We start from the raw sequence: 19520 nt of genomic DNA, 5'->3' as shown, positions 1-19520 counted from the left end.
TTTCTTTTTGGATATAGAAATAGAGCCGTTGAATTAAGGGAAAGCATCATAAGGGTCGTAAATTTAAGGAAAGAGGTTTTTTTATGAAAATTATTTTTATTGGAGATATCGTAGGATCACCAGGACGTGAAGCCGTAGAACGCTATTTACCGCGTTTAAAGAGGAAGTATAGCCCAGACGTTGTCATTGCGAATGGAGAGAATGCAGCAGCGGGGAGAGGAATTACAAAACGTATTTTTGACGATTTGTTACGAACCGGTGTGGACGTTGTCACAATGGGAAATCATACTTGGGATCATAAAGAGATTTATGATTTTATTGACGAAACAGATTATTTAATACGTCCAGCAAACTTTTCAGACGAGGCACCTGGTAAAGGGATGACAACAATTACTAAAAATAATGTAACATTATCGGTCATTAATTTGCATGGAAGGACTTTTTTACCTCCTCACGGGGATCCTTTTGCTAAAGCAACAGAATTGATTGAAGAAGCACAGAAATCTTCACCACTTGTATTTGTTGATTTTCATGCGGAAGCAACGAGTGAAAAAATTGCGATGGGTTGGCATTTAAACGGCCGTGCATCTGTTGTCGTTGGTACACATACACATGTACAAACCGCGGATGAACGGATTTTACCAGATGGTACTGCTTATATAACTGACGTTGGTATGACGGGACCATATGATGAAATCCTTGGGATGAAAAAAGAAGATGTCATTTATCGATTCCAAACCAATTTACCAGTTCGGTTTGAAGTACCTAAAAAAGGTCGTGATCAATTAAACGGTTTATTTGTCGAGTTGGATGATGCAACAGGAAAAGCACTCCACGTCGAAAGAATTATGATTAATGAAGACAGACCGTTTGAAGTTTGAGTTGCGTCTAAAAGTCTCCTCATATTCATATGATACTCTATGGACAAATCCGTTCATAGATATCGGAAAATAAGGAGGAAAAATGGTGAACCCATTGAAAGTATCTTCAAGCTCAAATCCTAATTCTGTTGCTGGCGCACTTGTTGCAGTTATCAGGGAACAAGGCTATGCCGAAATGCAGGCAGTTGGAGCAGGCGCATTAAACCAGGCGGTGAAAGCAATCGCTATCGCAAGAGGTTTCGTAGCACCCAGTGGATCGGATCTAACATGCGCACCTGCCTTCACAGATATAATAATTAACGGTGAGGGGCGCACGGCTTTAAAATTGCTCGTGCAAAAGTCAGCGAGAGCATAATTAAAATGTAAGGCGTTGCGTAAAAGATATTTTTAGACATTAAAAAACTACGAAGGAATTTTTCCTTTGTAGTTTTTTTATTGATAATGATAGACTTTTACTGAAAAACTTTTTTGTGGGGATGTGACAAACCTCCAACAATCTTAAGCACTTCTTTTACAGTGGCGCTATAGTTCAGTATAATGTACAATGAGTACGGACAAATTCCCGAAGGACTGTAAGAAAGGGGAACGAAAATATGAATGAAGAACAACGTTTAAGCACTGGTCAAGTAAAACCAGGTTTAGCAAATAAAGAAGAAAAAGATTATAGTCATTACTTTCAAACTGTTTATACACCGCCTTCTTTAAAGAAAGCAAGAAGACGCGGTAAAGAGGAAGTTTCTTATTTCGATGACTTTGAAATTGAAGAACGTTTTGAAGGTATGGGGAATGGCCGAAAATTCTATATTAGAACTTACGGCTGTCAAATGAACGAACACGACACTGAAGTGATGGCGGGCATTTTTACAGCACTCGGCTATGAACCAACAACAACTGTTGAAGATGCAAACATTATCCTATTAAATACTTGTGCGATCCGTGAAAATGCGGAGAATAAAGTATTTGGTGAGCTAGGACATTTAAAACCTTTAAAACAACGTAACCCAGATATTTTAATCGGGGTTTGCGGTTGTATGTCTCAACAGGAATCAGTCGTGAATAAAATTTTGCAAACGTATGACCAAGTTGATATGGTTTTTGGGACGCATAATATCCATAGATTGCCAAACATTATACATGAAGCATATATGTCAAAAGAAATGGTTCTTGAAGTTTGGTCTAAGGAAGGCGACATTATTGAGAACCTTCCCAAAAAACGTCTCGGCAATATTAAAGCTTGGGTCAATATTATGTACGGCTGCGATAAATTCTGTACATATTGTATCGTGCCATTTACCCGTGGAAAAGAACGTAGTAGAAGACCAGAAGATATTATTCAAGAAGTAAGACACTTAGCAGCTCAAGGTTATCAAGAAATTACATTGCTGGGACAAAACGTAAACGCATACGGAAAGGATTTTGACGATTTAAACTATCGACTTGCTGATCTAATGGCTGATTTGCGTCGTATTGATATCCCTAGGGTTCGATTTACAACGAGTCACCCGTGGGACTTCGATGATGAACTGATTGAAGTACTAGCAAAAGGCGGAAATCTCGTCGAACATATTCATTTACCAGTACAGTCAGGTTCTTCAAGCATACTAAAAATAATGGGAAGAGCCTACACACGTGAAAGCTATCTTGAACTTGTCGAGAAAATTAGAAAAGCAATTCCAGATGTTGCATTGACGACAGACATTATCGTTGGTTTTCCAAATGAGACAGACGAACAATTTGAAGAAACGATGACGTTATATAAAGAAGTGGGCTTTGAAATGGCATATACGTATATTTATTCGCCAAGAGACGGCACGCCTGCAGAAAAAATGAAGGATAATATTCCAATGGAAGTCAAAAAAGAACGTTTACAGCGATTAAATAATCTTGTCAATGAATATGCAGCTGAAGCTATGAAACAATTTGAAGGACAAGTTGTTGAAGTGCTTGTAGAAGGCGAAAGTAAACGAAATGACGAAGTACTTTCAGGGTATACACGTAAAAATAAACTTGTTAACTTCAAGGCACCTAAATCCGTTATCGGAAAATTAGTGAATGTAAAAATAACAGAGGCCAAAACATGGTCGCTTGACGGCGAGTTTTTACATGTCGTGGAGAAAGATGAGGTATTAAATTAATGGAGAAGAAATATACAAAAGAGGAAATCATTGAAAAAGCGTATGAAATTGCAAATATGATTGCCAATACGGAGCAGGTTGATTTCTTTAAACGTGCAGAAGCACAAATTAACGAAAATCAAAAAGTACGTGAAAGCATTTCAAGTTTAAAATCTTTACAAAAACAAGCTGTTAATTTCCAACAGTATGGAAAAGAACGTGCACTGAATATCATTGAAGAGAAAATCGCAAACATTGAAAAAGAAATTGATGCGGTTCCGATTGTTCAAGAATTCAAGCAATCTCAAGGAGAGGTCAATGAACTTCTACAATTGGTATCTACAACAATTGCCAATGGCGTTACGAACGAAGTGATTAAATCTACTGGCGGAGATTTGCTTCGTGGCGAAACAGGATCATACGTAAAAAACACAACTTATGACCATCTTCAATAATTTTTAGTCGGCAAGAAAAATTTCTTGCCGATTTTTTCACTTCTTGGGCTTCTGTCGCATATGATGAATTGAAGCGAATGAAGGAGGAAGAAAACTGAAGAATCTACGTCAAATTGTGACGAAGGCCGTAGTCGCGAAAGGTAAGCAACGGACGGAGTCAAAAGAAACATTAAGCCCGCCAAACAAACCGACAAGTATTCTTGGTTGTTGGGTTATTAACCACACCCATCAAGCAAGAAAGGTCGGGAAATACGTGGAAGTGTCTGGAAAATTTGATGTGAACGTCTGGTATTCCCACAGTAATCATTCTAAAACTTCGGTATTTACGGAAACAATTTCGTATAAAGACCGAATTCGATTACATTACCGGGATGAACCGACGTCAAGACATGAAGAAGTAATCGTGAATGTCATTCAGCATCCGAATTGTACCGAGGCAATTATCTCCAAATGCGGTGAGAAATTTGTGATTAGTGTAGAGCGTGAACTGATTGCAGAAGTCATCGGTGAAACAAAAATCTGCGTGACCGTTCATCCGCACACATTTGAAGAGGAATGGCCGCTTCGAGATGAATCATCAAGTCATCATCATGGGCATCATCACGACCATCAAGGTAAACATCAAGAGCATGGTAAAGGACACGGCCATGGACATAAAGAAGATCATCACCATGGACACGGTCGAAAAGATTAAGAGGGATTGCACTTTTCATACCATCATTGAGCCGGACTTTCCGGCTTTTTTCTATTTCAACGATAAATTGGATTATCTAGCCAATCCCCGGGTTTTCTTTAAATCCATTGGAATTTTGATATAATGAATAAAACATGACTTTATAGTGAGGTACATAATGACAACAGCTTATACACCAATGATTCAACAATATTTAAATATAAAAGAAAATCATAAGGACTCTTTTTTGTTTTTTAGACTGGGCGATTTTTATGAATTATTTTTTGATGATGCGATTCAGGCATCTCAAATTTTGGAAATCACATTAACAAGCCGGGATGCTAGAGAAGGTGACAGAATACCGATGTGTGGTGTGCCTTATCATTCTGCTGCCGGTTATATTGAAACATTAGTTCAAAAAGGTTATAAAGTAGCCATTTGTGAACAAACGGAAGATCCTCGTGCGACAAAAGGGATTGTTAGAAGAGAAGTGATGCGTATAGTCACACCAGGAACAATCACAGAAGGAAAAAGTATTGATACGAATACGAACCATTTTATTGGTGCGGCCAATATTGTTGATGATACGTACTATGGCCTTGCTTATCTTGATTTATCGACAGGAGAAGGGAAAGTTCAATATGTTGAGGGCGATGAACGTACGTTAATATCTGAAATTGAAGCGCTCGGTATGAAAGAAATAGTCGTTGATGAAAGTCTCCATATTGCACTTAGCGACAGTATGGCAAATCGAAATATTGCACTTTCCATTGAACATAATGAAGAAACAGTAGAACTATCAGAAAATATACCAGGGAATGTAGTGGAAGCGTGTAGCAGACTCATTTCTTATGTGAAGCGAACACAAAAAACATCCCTTGATCATATCAGGCCGTTTGAATTTATTCGAAAAAATGCGAAACTATCAATTGATGCGAACTCAATGCGAAATTTAGAACTTGTGCAATCCATCCGAACAGGCACAAAAGAAGGAACACTTTATTGGCTATTAGACGAAACCGTGACTGCGATGGGCGCAAGAAAATTAAAAATGTGGATTCATCAGCCTTTAGCAGACCGAAAAGAAATTGAAAAGCGTCTGGATATCGTTACGGAATTACTTGAAGAATTCTTTTTAAGTGATGATCTAAAAACGTCTTTAAAAGAAGTATATGATTTAGAACGATTAGCGGGTCGTATTTCGATGGGTTCTGTAAACGGTCGAGATTTAGCGCAACTTCGTAATTCACTTAGAAGAGTCCCTGAAATAAAAAACGCATTAGAACATTCGGGGAAACCTCTTCTTGAAGAGTTTGCAACAAGAATTAACCTTTGTGAAGACGCAACCGCATTACTAGAAAAATCAATTGCTGAAAATCCGCCGATAACAGTAAAAGAAGGCGGCGTAATTAAAGATGGATATGATAAAAAGCTAGATGAATATCGTGACGCCTCAAGAAATGGAAAACAATGGCTGGCGGAATTAGAGCAAGTTGAACGTGAGAAAACGGGCATTAAAAACTTGAAAATCGGGTATAATCGAGTATTCGGGTATTTTATTGAAATTACAAAGTCTAATATTCATTTAGTGGATCTCGAACGTTATGAACGTAAACAAACGCTTGCGAATGCGGAGCGTTATATCACTTCGGAATTGAAAGAGAAGGAAGATTTGATTTTAAATGCGGAAGCAGATGGCCTTGAGCTTGAGTATGACTTGTTTAGTCATGTACGTGAACAACTAAAACCATATATTCCGGAAGTTCAACAACTTGCCTCTGTATTAAGTGAATTAGATGTACTACTTTCATTTGCTGAGGTTGCTGAAAAAAGAAACTATGTGAAACCAGTATTCCACGATAGTAAGGCATTAGAAATAAAGAATGGGCGCCATCCAGTAGTAGAGAAAATGATGGACCATTCTCTATACGTCCCGAATAGTTGTGTATTAGCAGAAGATGCGAATATGCTGTTGATTACTGGACCGAATATGTCGGGTAAAAGTACGTATATGAGGCAAGTGGCTTTAACGGTTGTCATGGCACAAATTGGCTGTTATGTACCTTGCGACAGTGCTACCTTACCTGTGACAGACCAAATCTTCACGAGAATCGGTGCTGCAGATGACTTAGCTTCTGGTCAAAGTACTTTTATGATGGAAATGATGGAATCCCAACATGCAATTGTAAATGCGACTGAAAATAGTCTGCTGTTATTTGACGAAATCGGTAGGGGGACTTCTACATATGACGGCATGTCACTTGCACAAGCGATGATGGAATATATTCATAATGAAATTGGTGCGAATACATTATTTTCTACGCATTACCATGAATTAACAACACTCGATGAACAACTATCTCGTCTGGAAAATGTGCATGTCGCGGCGATGGAGCAGGACGGAAAAGTTGTTTTCCTTCATAAAGTGATGAAAGGCGCGGCAGATAAGAGTTATGGAATTTATGTAGCCGACTTAGCGGGCTTGCCGGCTTCACTATTAGACCGGGCAAAAGAATTGTTGGAGACATTTGAAAGTGCTGATGCAACCGTGATTCAAACTGTAGAGCCTGAACAACTTGCCTTCTTTGAGGAAGTTAGTGAAGAAAAACAGACGATTACAAATGAAGAAAAAGCAATTCTTGAGGATTTAAATACTAAAGATGTGATTAATATGACGCCCCTTCAAGCGATGCAATATATTGTGGAGTTACAGGAAAAGCTTCGAACCGAGAAAAGGTGATGGAACTTGAATATTATTAAAGTAATGGATGATATGTTATCCAATAAAATTGCGGCGGGTGAAGTGGTAGAACGCCCCGCCTCAATTGTAAAAGAACTAGTAGAAAATGCGATAGATGCGGATAGTACGGTGATTGAAATCGCGCTAGAAGAAGCGGGGCTTCAAAAAATTCGCGTGACCGATAATGGAAAAGGGATGTCAGAGCAAGATGCAGTTCGAGCATTTGAACGTCATGCAACGAGTAAAATATCAAATGAGCATGATTTATTTCGCATTCGAACGCTTGGATTCCGTGGGGAAGCACTTGCGAGTATTGCGTCCGTATCTAAAATCGACTTGTGGACATCTGACGGAGAAAGTACTGGAACAGAAGTACATATTGACGGCGGTCAACTCATTAAACATGAAAAAGCCGCTTTCCGAAAAGGGACTGACATGACGGTTTCACAATTGTTTTTCAACACACCTGCGCGATTAAAATATATGAAAACAATTCAAACAGAGTTGGGCCATACAATTGGGCTTGTAAACCGATTGGCTTTAAGTCACCCGAATATCGCTTTTAAATTGACCCATCATAGCCAAACGTTATTACAAACGACTGGAAGCGGCGATCAGCTACGCGTCATTTCTGATATTTATGGAATGGCAGTTGCGCGAAAGATGGTTCCATTTAAAGGAGAAAACGCAGATTATGCAATCCACGGATTCGTAACATTACCAGAGATGACGCGTGCTTCAAGAAATTATATGACAACGGTTGTCAATGGAAGATGGATACAAAGCCATGCCATTAATCGAGTGATTCTAGATGCCTTCCACACATTTTTACCAATCGGCAGATTTCCGATTGCCGTGATCAATATCGATGGCGATCCGTTTTTAACTGATGTAAACGTTCATCCGTCTAAGCAGCAAATCAGGATGAGTAAAGAAAGTGAATTACTGACGTTAATTCAGGAGACCATTCAACAGGCCGTTCGAGGAAAAGTCACAATTCCTGGAGCCGTTAAAAAAGAAGTACCTAAACAAAACTCAGAACAGACAAGTTTATGGGCCCAAAATGAAAAACAAGAGATAGAAAAGAATACAGAGCCCGTACCAACTAGTACAATAGAGCGTAAAGCCTATCAACCACCTAGTGTACCTTCTATTCCATCTTCTACAGCTACAACGCCTCTACCAAAGCAAGAGCCGATTTATAACAAGACAGAAAAGGTCGAGCATGCAGAAGATGAGTGGGTTGTGCAGGAGTCTGAAGAACCAGTAGTCTCTGAAAACGAACAATATGAAGAACCCGTTATTTCATCTACTAAACAGTTTCCGATGCTATTCCCGGTCGGTCAAGTGCATGGCACGTATATTATTGCCCAAAACGAAGATGGGTTTTATATGATTGATCAACATGCAGCCCAAGAACGTATTAAGTATGAGTTTTTTAGAGATAAATTAAAGCAAGCTGAAAATGAAGAACGCCAACTATTATTGCTACCCTTACAATTCCATTATTCAACAGATGAAAAAGTGAAGATTGAAGAAAACAAACAAGTTCTAGAAGACGTAGGTATATATTTGGAAGAATTTGGACCTACTTCTTATATCGTTCGTGAATTTCCAACATGGTTTCCTACAGGAGAGGAAACAGCGATTATTGAAGAAATCATCGAACAAGTTTTACACACACGAAAAGTTGATATTGGTAAATTAAGAGAAGAAGCAGCGATTATGATGAGCTGTAAACGTTCCATCAAAGCGAACCATCATTTAACGTTACGAGATATGGAAATCTTATTAAAAGATTTAGGAGAAGCAGAAAATCCTTTCACTTGTCCGCACGGTAGACCTGTCTTAATTCATTTTACGACGTATGAAATTGAAAAAATGTTTAAAAGAGTTATGTAAGAGATTTTGGAAAGGGTGAATGACATGTTCTCATCACTACAACGTCCGAAAATTAAACAAATACTCAATAAATATACATTCGATTTACTCGTGATTGGTGGAGGTATTACAGGAGCCGGCATTGCACTTGACGCAGTGACACGAGGATTATCTGTAGCGCTGATTGACATGCAAGATTTTGCAGCCGGGACTTCCAGCCGCTCTACCAAGCTCGTGCATGGTGGGTTACGTTACTTAAAGCAATTAGACGTGAAAGTGGTCGCTGAAACTGGTCGAGAACGAGAGATTGTTTATCAAAATGCTCGCCATATTACAGAACCTATGCAGATGCTGTTGCCGATTTATAAAGATGGTACATTTGGCAAACGCTCCACTTCTATAGGACTCTATGTTTATGATTTATTGGCAAAAGTGCATAAGAATGAGCGTAGAGAAATGTTGACCGCTGAAGAGGCGCTTGAGAAGGAACCTTTCTTAAAAAGTGAAGGCCTTCAAGGTGCAGGTTGTTACGTAGAATACCAAACAGATGATGCTAGGTTGACGATTGAAACATTAAAAAAGGCTGCTGAACGTGGTGTCATTTGTTTAAATTACGTGAAAGCTGAACAGTTTCAGTATGAACAAGGGAAAATTACAGGTGTGTATGCAACAGATATCCTTACAGGAGATAGACTTAACATTCAAGCGGCCAAAATTGTGAATGCAACAGGCCCTTGGGTAGATGAATTACGAGAACAAGACGACCTATTAGACAATAAAAAAATTATTCATACAAAAGGCATTCATATCGTCATTGACCAAGTACATTTTCCTTTAAGGCAGGGGCTCTATTTTGATGCGCCTGATGGCCGTATGATATTTGCCATCCCACGGGGAGAAAAGGTGTACGTAGGGACGACAGATACTTTTTACGATGGGGATAAGCTAGAGCCGAAAGCAAACGAGGAAGAAATTGCCTACCTGATTGACTGTGTACAATGTGCTTTTTCGACAATCCAATTAAAACGTTGGCATATTGAATCGACGTGGGCCGGCATTCGTCCGTTAATTAGCGCGGAAGGGAAAGAGCCATCGGAAATCTCTAGGAAGGATGAGATTTGGGTCTCAGATACCGGTCTGATTACCATAGCGGGTGGTAAATTAACGGGCTATCGTAAAATGGCTGAAACAGTTGTCGATAAAGTTGTTCATTACTTAGATAAAAAGCCATTCATTCCTGCTGTTACTGAACAATTGCGATTGTCGGGTGGAGAATTTAATGATGCCGAACATTTCCATTCATTCCTACGCAGTAAAATGCATGAAGCAACTTTATATGGCTTAACCTTAGCGGAAGGTAACTATCTTGCAAGTTTTTATGGAACTAATGTAGATCAGCTATTGGTTTTTGCGAACGTATTAAAAAATGTAGAAAATCCCCTTCCACTCCTTATGCGGGTTGAAGTGTTATATGCAATCCATTATGAGATGGCAATAACACCGTCCGATTATTTGATTCGCAGGAAAGGGAGTCTCTACTTTGAGATTGATAAAGTTGAACAATATAAATTGGCACTTGTGAACTATATGGCAGAATTGTTGTCATATACGGAACTTGAAAAAAGTACTTTTTTAGATGAACTTGAAGGACAGATTCAATTTGCGAAAGGGGGGCATTCTCCTTATGAAAGAATGGTCACTTGAAATGTCGGATGGCGTAGTGGTGTATGCCTATAGCCGGCAACCAGAAGGAACGCCAGTCGGCCATATCCATATCCTTCACGGAATGGAAGAGCATAGTGGGCGTTATGAGTCATCAGCTGATTTTTTTGTCAAACAAGGTTATATCGTAACTGGGCATGACCACCGAGGACATGGAAGAACAGCTGAAATGAACGGTAAACGGGGCCATTTTGCTGATAAAAACGGTTTTAATCGAGTTGTCGAAGATGCCTATGAAGTAATCAGTTTTATGAAAGATGAGTACCCGACAAGAAAGTTTATACTGTTAGGACATAGTATGGGGTCTTTTATTGCTAGACGTTTTATTCAATTATATGGCTATCTTGTCGATTTAGTTGTCCTTTCGGCTACTGGCGATGATGGTGGAGTCGCTCGTTATGCCGGCCAAGCAATTGGTCATATTATGGGTAGAAAAGCCGGTTATGCACAGCAGAATAAATTACTAGACGCGCTCGTGTTTGGCAGTTTCAACCGTGGGATTAAAAAACCGTCAACTAAATTTGATTGGATATCAAAAAATAATACGCTTGTATTTACTTATATAAATGATGAGTTTTGTGGATTCATTCCGACGACGCAATTTTTCCTTGATTTATTTTCAGGACTAGGCCTTATCCATAATACAAAGGAAATTGCACGCACACCGAAAAGGCTACCTATTTTATTATTTGGTGGGACAGAAGATCCAGTGGGCAATAACGGAAAAGCATTATGGAAAGTTGCAAAGCAATATGAGAAAGCGAAAATTGAAGATGTCACTGTATTATTATTCGAGGGCGGAAGACATGAACTCCTTGGGGACTCAACTCGGAAAGAAGTCATTCAGGCTGTGTTGGAGTGGATAGAAAAAAGATGAAAAATAAATTAGATGTACTGGCAATTGTAGGACCAACTGCCTCAGGTAAAACTGCGCTGAGTGTTGAATTAGCTAAATTGCTTGACGGGGAAATTATTAATGGCGATTCAACACAAGTGTATAAAGGGTTTGATATTGGTACCGCAAAAATTACGAAAGACGAAATGGACGGCGTGCCGCATCACTTGTTTGATACGAAAGAACCGACAGAAAGTTTTTCGGTAGCAGAATACCAAGCAGAAGTAAGAGGTTGGATTAAAGATATTCAAGCCCGGGGAAAATTGCCAATTATTGTTGGAGGAACAGGATTATATATTCAATCTGTCCTCTATGATTTTCGATTTACAGAAGAAGCATCCGATCCTGAAGTTCGAAGTCGATTAGAAAACGAGTTAGAAGAACTAGGGCCAGACTATTTATATGAAAAATTGGTCAGAATAGATCCGGTAGGTGCAGAGAAAATTCATCCGAATAATCATCGACGCATCATTCGAGCGCTTGAAATTATCGAAGTCACTGGAAGAACGAAAAATGAACATGAACAAAATGCTGGCAATCAAGCGCTCTTTAATCATTTAATCGTTGGCTTAGACATGAATCGTGAAGTTCTTTACGACCGAATTAATATGCGTTCAGAAATGATGATGGAACAAGGTTTTCTAGATGAAGTGGACAACCTTTTACAAAAAGGCATTCAAGATACCCAATCAATGCGGGCGATCGGGTATCGTGAACTTCAAGGGTATTTGGAAGGAAAAATGTCATATGAAGATGCAGTAGAAGCCATTAAAAAAAGTACGCGTAACTATGCAAAACGTCAAATGACTTACTTTAGAAATAAACTTGATATTATTTGGTTTGATGCTGAACGAGGGACAGAGGAAATTTTGAAAGAAATTTCAATTATTTTGAAGGATTTTCAAATTTTGCAGCGAAATAGATAGAGGAGAACTCAAGTAGTACATTGGAATGGGAGGAATATATCAATGACACAAGGGAATATGCAAGATGTCTTTTTAAACACATTACGCAAAAACAATGTTTTTGTGACCGTATTTTTGATGAATGGTTTTCAGTTAAAAGGATTGATAAAATCTTATGATAATTACACGATCCTGCTAGAAACGGAAGGCAAACAGCAACTCATTTATAAGCATGCTATTTCGACTTATGTACCGACAAAAACAATTACGATGGACTTAGAAGAATAACTAAAAGTGGAACTAGGCTTAAAAAACCAAGTTCCGCTTTTTTATTTATTAACAATTGATTTGACAGGAAGTGTCCAGTGATAAATTAAAGACAAAATTCGAAGAGAAGTGATCACTACGAGTAAAAGATATAAGGCAATATCATTGTTAAATAAGCCGAGACCGACGAATAATCCCCCAACAGCCGCCCAGACAGCATAAATTTCTCTTTTAAAGACTAATGGCCGTCTGCCTGCAAGTAAATCTCGAATGATGCCCCCACCCGAACCAGTTAAAATGGCGGCAACAATGACCGCGCTAATTGGAAGTTCCAATTCTACAGCGAACATAGCACCTTGTATAGCAAATGCTGAAAGGCCAACTGCATCAAAATAGGTGCCCCATCGTTCCCAATGGGTGATTAAATGATTTGGAAATAAAAAGATAATTGTAATGGAAATTATGGCAACTTGAAATAAAAATCCTTGACTCCATAAGGCTGTAGGTGGGAGGCCTATCAGCAGATTTCTAAGGGCCCCTCCACCAAATGCGGTGACCGTCCCTAATATATAAACACCTAACAAATCATATTCTTCTTCCATCGCAATAATCGCACCAGAAATTGCAAATGCAACTGTACCGATAAAACTGAAGACATCCCAAGCCAACACATATCCCCCATTTCGAACGGATTTCCATTGTTGTTTGATTAATCATAACATACGCTAATTGACTATAAAGAATATCGTATTTAGAAAATCGAAAGAATTACGCGATTGAAAAGTGAATGAAAAGCAGGAAACGTTGACCTACTGCTACAAACTGATAAAATGATTAGATGAATATACAACAGAGAGAGGCAAAATCATTATGGATCTAAATGAAGAATTAAATTTAACTAATAAAGTAGAGGGAATTGAAGAAAAACTCACGCCTTATTTCAAACAGATTGAACGAATTTCATATGCAAATCAAAAAAAGGTCCTGGCAGCATTTCGCAATAACCGTGTTAGTGATTTCCATTTAACTGGATCAACAGGGTATGGCTATGATGATGAAGGACGTGACGTATTAGAGCGAGTGTATGCGGAAACTTTTGGTGCAGAAAGCTGTCTCGTACGTAACCAAATCATCTCTGGAACGCATGCCATTTCCATCAGTTTATTTGGCGTATTACGCCCAGGTGATGAGTTATTATATATTACTGGAAAACCTTACGATACGCTTGACTCTATTGTGAGTGGTAATGGCAAAGATACTGGGTCACTTGCTGACTACGGCATTACATACAAACATATCGACTTATTAGAAGATGGTTCTGTGGATTTTGAAGAAGTTGAAAAAAACATTCACGACAAAACGAAAGTAATTGGGATTCAACGTTCTAAAGGTTATTCGGATCGGCCATCTTTTATGGTCCGCGAAATTAAGGAAATGGTCGAGAAAGTAAAAGCGATAGCGCCTGACGTGATTGTATTCGTCGACAATTGCTACGGAGAATTTGTTGAAGAACTAGAACCTACTGAAGTTGGCGTTGATTTAATGGCGGGCTCTTTAATTAAAAATCCGGGCGGCGGACTTGTAAGAACAGGCGGATATATTGCAGGGAAAGAAGCGCTTGTTGAGTTATGTGCGAATCGAATGACTTCTCCTGGATTAGGAGCAGAGGCGGGTGCTTCATTAGATACATTGCTTGAAATGTACCAAGGCTTTTTCCTAGCACCACATATCGTCAGTCAAGCAGTCAAAGGTGCAATTTTCACGGCTGCGCTATTAGATAGCTATGGACTTGTGACAACACCACATTATACGACCGAACGAACAGATTTGATTCAATCGGTGTCCTTTGCGAATGCTGAACAAATGATTGCTTTTTGCCAGACGATTCAAGAAAACTCCCCAATCAATGCTCATTTTGCACCGGTTCCATCGGAAATGCCGGGCTACACAGATGATGTCATTATGGCAGCAGGAACATTCATCCAAGGTTCAAGCATTGAACTAACAGCAGACGGCCCAATTAGACCGCCATACACTGCATACGTACAAGGTGGCCTAACATACGAACACGTAAAAGCAGCCGTTCTTTCCTCAACAGAAAAACTAATCAAAGAAGGATTGATCATGAAAAGCTGAAGGTGCCGGTTAGCCCTGACAAGCGCTGGAGACCCGCCAGCCAAAGTCGCTTTTTGACTTTGACTGGCGGGTTGAAGCGACTCGAAGGGCTGGCACCTGAAGCTGGATCACAAGAAAAGCTGAAGGCGTCGATTAGATGCGACAGGCATAAGCTAAACTGACGACGTGGCGATCTTTGCCACATAGTCAGTTTACTTATGACCCGAGCATCTGACGCCTGAAGCTGGATCACAAGAAAAGCTGAAACCGCCGGGTAGATGCGACACGAGATCATGAAAAAGTTAGCGATTAAAAAAAGAGTTTAGGGTGAATATCCTAAACTCTTTTTTGTGGTGCTATTTAATTGAGACGGCACATACACTATTTTAGGTGATTAATGAATCGTTCTGTAAACGCCGACTACTTTACCTAAAATGGACACGTTGTCGACGATAATTGGGTCCATCGAAGCGTTTTCTGGTTGAAGTCTGAAGTAATTTTTCTCTTTGAAAAATCTTTTAACAGTTGCTTCTTCTTCTTCGGTCATGGCAACAACGATTTCACCGTTATCCGCCGTACTCTTTTGTTTTACAACAACGTAATCGCCATTTAAAATACCCGCTTCAATCATACTATCGCCAACAATTTCTAACATGAACAGATTATCTTCGTTTGTTCCGAATGACTCAGGTAAAGGAAAGTATTCTTCAATATTTTCAATTGCTGTAATCGGTTGTCCAGCTGTAACTTTTCCGATAAGTGGAACATGCAAAACGCCCGGCTTAATCGCTTCTAGACCTTCAGGATCTAAAACTTCAATTGCACGTGGTTTTGTTGGATCACGTCTAATATAGCCTTTGCTTTCTAAGCGTGCTAAATGCCCGTGAACAGTTGAGCTAGAAGCTAATCCAACTGCAGCGCCAATTTCTCTTACAGAAGGTGGATACCCTTTTTGATTTACTTCGGATTTAATGAAATCCATGATGGCTTCTTGTCTTTTTGAAATCTTTGTCATCTCATTCACCTCTTTAAATTATTTCATCTATTCAGAGCATTAATCTACTCGAACATGAATTCTATCGTTGAATTTAGTATAACAGCGTTCGTATAAAAAAACAAACGCTAGTTCGAACGAAAGTATTGACAAATGAAAAAAACTATCCTAATATGAGAACAGGTATTCCGAACAAGTATTCTGAGTAAGTATTCTTAGTAGGGGGAGTTACATTGAATTTCATAAAGAAATATAATTATATACTATTTGTTATGGTGCTATTTATAATATTTACGATGGCGGGTATCAAGAAGTTAGAACAAGATGTAACTTATGAATATTTAACAGTTGCAGAGGGTGATACGTTATGGGGGTATTCTGAAAAGTATGCGGAAAATATCCCTACAGATAAATGGATAAATGAAATTGTGAAGATAAACAATCTGTCATCCACAACGATAAAGGTAGGGGAAAAAATACGTGTTCCTGCGACGCCACAAGAATTTAAATTGAATGATATTGCAACAAACACATTGGAGGACGGAAAGTGAAGAGTAAAAGCTGTGTAATCTATTGTCGAGTGAGTACTGAAAAAGAAACACAAGAACAATCACTAGACAGACAACAGGAAGAATTACAAAATATGGCAGAGCAATTTAATTTTGATGTACAAGCATCGTTTTCAGATCAGCATAGTGGTTTTGATATTGAACGTGAAGGTTTGTTAGATTTACTAGATTATGTACAAAAAAATGAGGTTGATGCAGTCCTTATTCAAGATGAAACGCGTATAGGACGTGGAAATGCTAGAATGGCGGTGTACCATTTATTAGCTAAAACGAATACTGACATTTTTACGTATCATAATAGTGGTCCCATTTCATTAAATGAGATGGATACAATGCTGTTAGAAATCCTTGCGCTTGTTGAAGAATATCAAAGGAAAATACATAATGCCAAAATAAAACGCGGGATGCGCCGCGCAGTAAGAGAAGGGTATCGTCCCGAGAAGAACCTCAAAAATAGAGGGAATCTCGAGGGCCGTGAACGGATTGAGGTTCCAGTGAGTGAAATTGTTTCACTACGCAATAAAGGTCTTACATTTGAAGAAATTACGAGTGTATTGAACGGATTAGGGCATGATTTAAGTAAAGCAACTGTTCATAGACGTTATAGAGAATATATAGAGGAGCAGGAAGGCTGAAACATTGCACTTCTTGCTTTTTTTGTATATCTTTTAACTATGTTATTCATTTTATTTTCCTGAATGAATAAACTGCTGAAATGTGAGATAATTAAGTGAGATTTATGAAATTAACTCGTTATGTTAAATTTATGGAGGAACGTATATGTTATCAAAAGAAAAAATAAACCGTATTAATGAACTATCGAAGAAATCCAAAACGTCGGGGCTTTCGATGGAAGAAGCGAAAGAGCAGAGCAAACTGCGACAAGAATATCTTGCATCTTTCCGTTCTAACATGCGGGAAACGATTGAAAATGTTCAAGTCATCGATCCCGAAGGTAATGATGTAACACCGGAGAAAGTGAAGCAAGCAAAAAATCGACAATCCAAACAGTAATAAAATCTATGATTTACTTCATTAAAATTGTTTTTACACAGAAATTTGTCTAAACTGTAAGAGTAAGTAAATGATTGAAAAGCGAAAGGAAGTACATTCATTATGACTCAACAAATTGATCAACTTGCAATTAATACAATCCGAACACTCTCAATTGATGCAATAGAAAAGGCGAAATCCGGTCATCCAGGACTGCCGATGGGGGCTGCGCCAATGGCCTATACACTTTGGGCAAAGCACATGCATCACAATCCTTCTAACCCACAGTGGTTTAACCGCGACCGTTTTATTTTATCAGCTGGACATGGCTCTATGTTGTTATACAGCCTACTTCACCTATCTGGCTACGATTTGCCTATGGAAGAAATTAAGAATTTCAGACAATGGGACTCCAAAACACCTGGTCACCCTGAATACAGATACACAGATGGCGTAGAAGCAACAACTGGACCGCTTGGCCAAGGGATTGGTATGGCTGTTGGTATGGCAATGGCAGAAAAACATTTAGCGGCCAAATATAACAAACCTGGTTTCGATGTCGTTGACCACTATACATATGCACTATGTGGAGATGGGGACTTAATGGAAGGTGTCGCTGCAGAGGCAATTTCACTTGCAGGACACCTACAACTAAATAAACTTATCGTTCTTTACGATAGTAATGACATTTCATTAGATGGCGACTTGGATATGTCATTCACTGAAAATATTCAAAAACGTTTTGAGTCATATGGTTGGAATTACATCCGTGTTGAAGATGGAAATAACGTTGGACTTATTTCAAATGCAATTGAAGAAGCGAAAGAGAATGTTGGCGGCCCGACAATGATTGAAATTAAAACAGTGATTGGTTACGGTTCTCCAAATAAATCCGGCAGTTCTGCTTCACACGGTGCGCCGCTCGGTGAAGATGAAATGAAGTTAACAAAAGACTATTACAAGTGGACATTTGAAGAAGATTTCCATGTTCCAGAAGAGGTTTATGAAAGTTTCCGAGAAGCGACAACTAAGTTAGGCCTAGAGAAAGAACAACAATGGAACGAGTTATTCGAAAGTTATCAAGCTGAACATGCTGAGCTTGCGACGGAATTGCAAGATGCGATCGCAGGTAAACTTCCAGAAAACTTTGATGACATTTTACCAAAGTATGAGGAAGGCACATCCCTCGCAACGCGTGCAGCTTCTGGAGATGCAATAAACGCAATTGCAGAAGTTGTCCCGGCATTATTTGGAGGAAGTGCAGACCTTGCAGGTTCAAATAATACAATGATTAAAGGTTCAGATGCATTCCTACCAGCAAACTACGCGGGACGTAATATTTGGTTCGGTGTTAGAGAGTTTGCAATGGGTACTGCATTAAACGGTATGGCACTGCATGGCGGTCTACACGTATACGGCGGGACGTTCTTCGTATTCAGTGACTACGTACGTCCAGCAGTTCGACTTTCAGCATTAATGGAAGTTCCTGTAACTTACGTATTTACGCATGACAGCGTAGCAGTAGGGGAAGACGGTCCAACTCATGAGCCTGTCGAGCACTTAGCAGCACTTCGCGCAATGCCAGGATTATCTGTTATCCGTCCAGCTGATGCGAATGAAACAGCTGCTGCATGGAAAATGGCAGTAAGTTCGGAAAGAACGCCAACTGCACTTGTGTTATCACGTCAAAACCTTGATGTTTTACCAAAATCAGCTGAGCTTGCAATGGAAGGCGTTTCTAAGGGTGCTTACGTTGTATCTCCTGCATCAAAAGATCAAGCGGATGCGATTTTATTAGCAACTGGTTCAGAAGTAAACTTAGCAGTTTCAGCACAAAAAGCGCTTAAGGAAGAAGGTATTGATGCATCAGTCGTATCTATGCCGTCTTGGGATCTGTTTGAGAAACAAGATCAAGCATATAAAGACAGCGTCCTACCGAAAAACGTTAAAAAGCGTCTAGGTATCGAAATGGGTGCGTCACTAGGCTGGCATAAATATACAGGTGACGAAGGTGATGTTCTTGCAATCGATACATTCGGAGCAAGCGCACCAGGAAATATTGTCATTGAAAAATATGGCTTCACAGTAGAAAATGTTGTCTCTAAAGTAAAGGCTTTACTAGAAGCGTAAAATAAAAGGTTTCAATGTCGTTCAGGCGGCATTGAAACTTTTTTTGTATGAAATGAATTAGATTATACCTTTTTCAGTACCTGAATTCAGATAAGACTGATTATTGTAATTACCGACAAAATTCGACGATAATAGTGAAGGAATCCATCACAGTGTGACAGCCTTTTTAAAGAAGAGTATGTATCA

General features: G+C 39.1%; 18 protein-coding genes. 16 read left to right on the top strand and 2 right to left on the bottom strand.

Translation table 11 applies throughout. From position 1 onward, the window contains the following. The first annotated feature begins 83 nt into the window (after positions 1–83). The 11 genes from AB1H92_RS09520 to hfq all read left to right on the top strand — a co-directional run bounded on the left by AB1H92_RS09520 (position 84) and on the right by hfq (position 12554). A complete protein-coding gene (locus AB1H92_RS09520) occupies positions 84–881 on the top strand; it encodes a TIGR00282 family metallophosphoesterase (RefSeq protein ID WP_115360522.1) in 798 nt (265 codons plus the stop codon). Positions 882–966: 85 nt separating this feature from the next. Further along, positions 967–1236, top strand: coding sequence for a stage V sporulation protein S (locus AB1H92_RS09515; RefSeq protein ID WP_134268500.1), 270 nt, complete (start codon positions 967–969; stop codon positions 1234–1236). A gap of 238 nt (positions 1237–1474) precedes the next feature. Further along, positions 1475–3016, top strand: a complete 1542-nt coding sequence (gene miaB / locus AB1H92_RS09510; RefSeq protein ID WP_115360524.1) for a tRNA (N6-isopentenyl adenosine(37)-C2)-methylthiotransferase MiaB — start codon at positions 1475–1477, stop codon at positions 3014–3016. After that, a complete protein-coding gene (locus tag AB1H92_RS09505) occupies positions 3016–3450 on the top strand; it encodes a RicAFT regulatory complex protein RicA family protein (protein WP_115360525.1) in 435 nt (144 codons plus the stop codon). The genes miaB and AB1H92_RS09505 overlap by 1 nt, the downstream gene beginning before the upstream one ends. Before the next feature lie 115 nt (positions 3451–3565). Next, positions 3566–4144 (top strand): outer spore coat protein CotE, encoded by a 579-nt coding sequence (cotE, locus tag AB1H92_RS09500; RefSeq protein ID WP_243835597.1) that lies wholly within the window; start codon positions 3566–3568, stop codon positions 4142–4144. 157 nt (positions 4145–4301) lie between these two features. Beyond that, on the top strand, positions 4302–6863 hold the full coding sequence (mutS, locus tag AB1H92_RS09495; RefSeq protein ID WP_115360527.1) for a DNA mismatch repair protein MutS: 2562 nt from the start codon (positions 4302–4304) through the stop codon (positions 6861–6863). A 6-nt stretch (positions 6864–6869) separates the two neighbouring features. Next, positions 6870–8765, top strand: a complete 1896-nt coding sequence (mutL, locus tag AB1H92_RS09490; protein ID WP_115360528.1) for a DNA mismatch repair endonuclease MutL — start codon at positions 6870–6872, stop codon at positions 8763–8765. Positions 8766–8789: 24 nt separating this feature from the next. Continuing rightward, entirely contained in the window at positions 8790–10448 is a 1659-nt protein-coding gene (locus tag AB1H92_RS09485) for a glycerol-3-phosphate dehydrogenase/oxidase (RefSeq protein ID WP_115360529.1), read from the top strand. After that, entirely contained in the window at positions 10429–11343 is a 915-nt protein-coding gene (locus AB1H92_RS09480; RefSeq protein ID WP_166739523.1) for an alpha/beta fold hydrolase, read from the top strand. Before AB1H92_RS09485 ends, AB1H92_RS09480 begins: the two co-directional genes overlap by 20 nt. After that, on the top strand, positions 11340–12287 hold the full coding sequence (gene miaA / locus AB1H92_RS09475; RefSeq protein ID WP_115360531.1) for a tRNA (adenosine(37)-N6)-dimethylallyltransferase MiaA: 948 nt from the start codon (positions 11340–11342) through the stop codon (positions 12285–12287). The genes AB1H92_RS09480 and miaA overlap by 4 nt, the downstream gene beginning before the upstream one ends. Before the next feature lie 42 nt (positions 12288–12329). Beyond that, positions 12330–12554 carry an RNA chaperone Hfq gene (gene hfq / locus AB1H92_RS09470; protein ID WP_115360532.1) on the top strand — a complete coding sequence of 75 codons (225 nt, stop codon included), beginning with the start codon at positions 12330–12332 and terminating at the stop codon, positions 12552–12554. A 41-nt stretch (positions 12555–12595) separates the two neighbouring features. On the opposite strand, the gene AB1H92_RS09465 is transcribed toward hfq, so the two are convergent. Then, a complete protein-coding gene (locus AB1H92_RS09465) occupies positions 12596–13201 on the bottom strand; it encodes a trimeric intracellular cation channel family protein (RefSeq protein WP_115360533.1) in 606 nt (201 codons plus the stop codon). A gap of 202 nt (positions 13202–13403) precedes the next feature. Between AB1H92_RS09465 and AB1H92_RS09460 the strand changes: the two genes are divergently transcribed. Continuing rightward, positions 13404–14669: a methionine gamma-lyase family protein gene (locus AB1H92_RS09460; protein ID WP_115360534.1), complete on the top strand. Its 1266-nt coding sequence runs from the start codon at positions 13404–13406 to the stop codon at positions 14667–14669. Between the two features lie 373 nt (positions 14670–15042). Here AB1H92_RS09460 and lexA read toward each other — a convergent pair whose 3' ends face one another. Beyond that, positions 15043–15663, bottom strand: a complete 621-nt coding sequence (gene lexA / locus AB1H92_RS09455) for a transcriptional repressor LexA (protein ID WP_115360535.1) — start codon at positions 15661–15663, stop codon at positions 15043–15045. Positions 15664–15875: 212 nt separating this feature from the next. Between lexA and AB1H92_RS09450 the strand changes: the two genes are divergently transcribed. The 4 genes from AB1H92_RS09450 to tkt all read left to right on the top strand — a co-directional run bounded on the left by AB1H92_RS09450 (position 15876) and on the right by tkt (position 19334). After that, entirely contained in the window at positions 15876–16193 is a 318-nt protein-coding gene (locus AB1H92_RS09450) for a LysM peptidoglycan-binding domain-containing protein (RefSeq protein ID WP_115360536.1), read from the top strand. Further along, a complete protein-coding gene (locus tag AB1H92_RS09445) occupies positions 16190–16846 on the top strand; it encodes a recombinase family protein (RefSeq protein WP_115360537.1) in 657 nt (218 codons plus the stop codon). Before AB1H92_RS09450 ends, AB1H92_RS09445 begins: the two co-directional genes overlap by 4 nt. 145 nt (positions 16847–16991) lie before the next feature. Beyond that, positions 16992–17225 (top strand): DUF896 domain-containing protein, encoded by a 234-nt coding sequence (locus AB1H92_RS09440; RefSeq protein WP_115360538.1) that lies wholly within the window; start codon positions 16992–16994, stop codon positions 17223–17225. Positions 17226–17327: 102 nt separating this feature from the next. Beyond that, a complete protein-coding gene (gene tkt, locus AB1H92_RS09435; RefSeq protein WP_115360539.1) occupies positions 17328–19334 on the top strand; it encodes a transketolase in 2007 nt (668 codons plus the stop codon). Positions 19335–19520 lie beyond the last annotated feature (186 nt).

It is taken from the genome of Sporosarcina pasteurii, assembly GCF_041295575.1.
Lineage (GTDB): Bacteria > Bacillota > Bacilli > Bacillales_A > Planococcaceae > Sporosarcina > Sporosarcina pasteurii.
This window is presented reverse-complemented; position numbering and strand designations above follow the sequence as displayed.